We start from the raw sequence: 4,030 nt of genomic DNA on the forward strand, positions 1-4,030 counted from the left end.
CGCAGCAGGGCGCGGGCCACTCCCCGGCCGCGGGCCTGTTCGGCCACGGCGAGCCCGCGGACCATCCGCACGTGCGCGTTCGACGCGAGCCCGGTGGCGCGGCCGAGGCGGAGGTAGCCCACGAGGCGGCCGTCGAGCTCGGCGACGAGGTGGTCCTCCGGTCCGGCCCGCTCGCCGAAGAAAGGGTCGTACGGCCGCTGGGGGCGCGGCATCACGGAGTGCAGCGGGGACCAGGTCTCGCGGTCGAGTCGGCCGAGGGCGTCCTCGTCGTCGTACCTGGCACGGCGTATGAGCGGAACCGGCATGGGGTCACCCTATGCGCCGCTCGGGCGGCGCCCACAGGATTTCCGGGCGGTCACCCGGCAGGATGGTGACCATGGAGCGTTCACGAGTCGCGGTGGCCGGCGCGTCCGGTCTGATCGGCGGTGCACTGGTGCGGTCCCTGCGGGCGGACGGGCACGAGGTGGTGCGCCTGGTGCGCCGTGCGCCACGCGGCGTGGACGAGGTCCGCTGGGACCCGGCCGGGCGGTCCGTGGACAGGGCCGGGCTCGCCGGGTGCGACGTGGTGGTCAATCTGGCGGGCGCGGGGGTGGGCGACCGCCGGTGGACCGAGGCGTACAAGCAGGAGATCCGGGACAGCCGGGTGCTGGGCACGGCGGCGCTCGCCGAGGCCGTCGCCTCCCTGGACGTGCCGCCGCGGGTGTTCGTCAGCGGCAGCGCGATCGGCTTCTACGGTGACACCGGGGGCCGGGTGGTCGACGAGGACGCGCCGCCCGGGGACGGTTTCCTGCCGCGGCTGTGCGTGGAGTGGGAGCGGGCCGCGGCCCCGGCGCGGGAGGCGGGCGTGCGGACGGTGTTCGCGCGCACCGGGCTGGTGGTGGCCCGCGAGGGCGGGGCGTGGGGGCGGCTGTTCCCGCTGTTCAAGGCCGGGCTCGGCGGGCGGCTCGGGGACGGGCGGCAGTACTGGTCGTTCATCGCGCTGCACGACGAGGTGGCCGCGCTGCGCCATCTCGTCGACACCGGGAGCCTGTCCGGGCCGGTCAACCTGACCGCGCCGCAGCCGCTGACGAACCGTGAGATCACCGCGGCGATGGGCCGGGTGCTGCACCGGCCGACGCTGCTGTCCGTGCCGGCGCCGGTGCTGCGGGGTGTGCTCGGGGAGATGGCGGGGGATGTGCTGGGGAGCGCACGGGTGGTGCCGAAGCGGCTGCTGGAGTCGGGGTTCTCGTTCGCCTTTCCGGGGATCGAGGACGCCGTACGGGCGGCACTGTGACGCCTGTGACGGCAGCGACGACCTCTTGGGACCGTGTGCGACCGCCGTGCGACCGTGCCCTGCCCGTGTGCGACCGTTCCCGACCGGTCGCGGGCCTAACCTCGATGTGAACTCGGGTATTCCTCAAGCCGGTTGAGGGCATCACTGCCCCACCTGCCGCGCAACCTCGAGGAGGGGCACGTGCTTGAGCCCGCGTATGAGGCGGATGTCGTCGTCGTGGGAGCCGGGGTGGCCGGGCTCTCGGCGGCGCACCGGCTGACCGGCGCAGGAGTGACCACCGCGGTCCTGGAAGCCGCCCCCTGGGTGGGCGGCCGCATGTCGACGGAGAAGGTCGACGGGTTCCGGCTCGACCGGATCGGACAGTTGCTGTCCACGGCGTATTCCCATCCGGTCCTGAGCCCGGGACTCGACGCGCTCGTGCTGCGCCCCTTCGCGCCGGGGGTCCTGCTGCACAGCGACGGACGGCACCACCGCGCGGGCGCACCGGCGCACGGGGGGAGCGCGAGGAGCGCGCTTCACGTTGTGCGCGCCTTGGCAAGCGCCCCCCGGCCGCCCGCGGTCCGCCAGGGCGTACGTCCCTGGACGAGTGACGTGCCGGGCGCCGCCGCGCCGTTCCCCGGCGGTCCGCCCTCCGGGCGGCTCGGCCGAGGTGCGCCCCTCCGGCTGCGCTCCGCGCTGGCCCGGATCGCCGCCACGCCCGTCGACCGCCTGCTGTCCCGTCCCGAGCTGTCCGCCCGGGAGGCGCTGGCGGCCCGGGGCCTGCCCGCCCGCACGGTCGACGGCTTCCTGCGTCCGCTGCTGGCCGCCCTGCTGTGCGACCCGGACCTCACCACGTCCAGCCGCTGCGCGGACCTGGCCCTGCACGCCTTCCTGTCCGGCCGGCTGTGCCTGCCGGAGGGCGGCGCGGAGGTCCTGCCGGAGCTGCTCGCGCGCACCCTGCCGCCGGGCACCGTGCACACCGGCGTCCGGGTCACCTCGGTCTCCACCACCGCGGTGACCACCGCCGAGCACGGCGAGATCCGCTGCCGCGCCGTGCTGCTCGCCACCGACGCGCGCGCCGCCGCCGAGCTGCTGCCCGGGCTGCACGTGCCGGACTTCCACCCGGTGACGGTGGTCCACCACGCGACGGACGAGCCCCCGGCGACGGGCGGGTACCTGCTGCTCGACGCGGACCGCGGCGGCCCGGTCGCCCACACGGCGGTGACCAGCCGCGTCGACCCCTCCCGCGCCCCCGACGGCCGCGCCCTGGTGTCGTCGACGGTCCTGGGGGCGCCCCCGCCCGACGTCGACACCGCCGTACGCCGCCACCTGTCCCGNCCCGCCTCTACGGCACCTCCACCACCCGCTGGGAGACCCTGGCCGTGCACCACACCCCCGAGGCCGTCCCCGCGATGCGCCCCCCGCACGACCTGCGCCGCCCGGTACGGCTGCTGGCGGGCCTGTACGTCTGCGGCGACCACCGCGACACCAGCACCCTCCAGGGCGCCCTGCACTCGGCCCACCGGGCCGCCACGGCGATCCTGGCCGACCTGCGGGCCGGCCGCCCGATGCACACCGCGGACCCGCACCCGACGACCCCGCGGGCCGCGGCCGCCTGACCCACGCCGGGCGCGCCACTCCGGCGGTGCGGGACCACCCACGCCCCGCACGCGCCCGGCCACCACCAGCACCCCGCACACGCCCCACCGGGCTTCCGCCGGGCCCGTCGGCCGGTGCGCCGGGGCCACGACCACCCGCCCCGCGGCCCTCCCGGGCCGGCCACCGGAACACACCGTCCCGGCGGCCCCGTGGTCAGCCCAGGGCCGCGACCTTGTCGCGGTAGGTGCGCACCGGGGCGGCGTCCTTGTACGGCTCCAGGCGCCGCTCGAAGTCCCTGACGTACTCCAGCGCCCGTACCGAGCGCATGTCCGCCGCCTGGGCCGCCGCCTCGGCGCCCAGGCGGCAGGCCTGGTCCAAATCGCCGAGACCGAGCCGGGCGGTCGCGAGGACCACCCGGCAGAACAGGCGGCTGCGGGCGTACGCCGGGGCGCGCAGCTGGAGCGAGCGCTCGGCGTGCTGGGCGGCGGCGCGGTACTGCTGCAGGTCCCGGTGGCAGTGCCCGAACTCGTGGGCCAGCTGCGCCTCGTCGAAGGACCGCGCCCAGAACGGCACCTCGTCCCCGGGCCGCGCGGCCTCCAGGCAGCGCTCGGCCCGCGCCAGGGACGCGGTGCAGGAGCGCACCTCGCCGAGCACGCCGTGCCCGCGCGCCTCGGCGGCGTGCAGCAGCGCCTGCACGACGGCCGGAGCCGAGCCGCCGAGCCCCTGCTGGGCCACCCGCACGAGCTGCACCGCCTCCCGGCCGTGCCCCAGGTAGACGGCCTGCCGGCTCATGGTGACCAGGGTGTGGGCGCCGTAGGACCGGTCCCCGGCGGCCTGGGACAGCCGCAGCGCCTGGACGAAGTAGCGCTGGGCGAGCCCGTGCGCGCCGATGTCGTACGACGTCCAGCCCGCGAGCCGGGTCAGGTCGGCGGCCGCCCCGAACAGCCGGCGCCCGGTCTGCTCGCCGTAGGTGCCGCGCAGCATCGGCTCGCACTCGTGCTCCAGGTAGCGCACCAGGGCCTGGCGGGCGTGGCCGCCGCCGTACATGTCGTCCAGGGCGCGGAACAGCTCGCCGACCGAGCGCAGCGCGGCGACGTCCCCGGCGGTGACCTTCTGGCCCGCCTCGCGCTCGGTCCGGCCCGGGGCGCCCCGGCCGCGCTGCCGGGGCACTCCGGGCAC

Annotated in this window: 3 protein-coding genes and 2 pseudogenes; 3 read left to right on the top strand and 2 right to left on the bottom strand. The window is 77.1% G+C overall.

Translation table 11 applies throughout. The annotated features are described in order from the left end of the window. On the bottom strand, positions 1 to 305 hold a 305-nt coding region (locus RH94_RS42840), incomplete at its 3' end, for a GNAT family N-acetyltransferase (RefSeq protein WP_234425642.1). A gap of 71 nt (positions 306 to 376) precedes the next feature. On the opposite strand from RH94_RS42840, the gene RH94_RS09225 reads away from it, so the two are divergent. The 3 genes and pseudogenes from RH94_RS09225 to RH94_RS42845 all read left to right on the top strand — a co-directional run. After that, positions 377 to 1,273 carry a TIGR01777 family oxidoreductase gene (locus RH94_RS09225; RefSeq protein ID WP_073947144.1) on the top strand — a complete coding sequence of 299 codons (897 nt, stop codon included), beginning with the start codon at positions 377 to 379 and terminating at the stop codon, positions 1,271 to 1,273. A gap of 180 nt (positions 1,274 to 1,453) precedes the next feature. Then, positions 1,454 to 2,589, top strand: a 1,136-nt coding sequence (locus tag RH94_RS09230; protein WP_234425643.1) for an FAD-dependent oxidoreductase, incomplete at its 3' end; no start/stop codon positions are given. 1 nt (position 2,590) lies between these two features. Continuing rightward, a pseudogene (locus RH94_RS42845) lies at positions 2,591 to 2,871 on the top strand (FAD-dependent oxidoreductase); the annotation flags it as partial. Between the two features lie 193 nt (positions 2,872 to 3,064). On the opposite strand, the pseudogene RH94_RS09235 reads toward RH94_RS42845, so the two are convergent. After that, positions 3,065 to 4,030, bottom strand: a pseudogene (locus RH94_RS09235) (regulator); the annotation flags it as partial.

The organism is Streptomyces kebangsaanensis (assembly GCF_001906585.1).
GTDB lineage: Bacteria > Actinomycetota > Actinomycetes > Streptomycetales > Streptomycetaceae > Streptomyces > Streptomyces kebangsaanensis.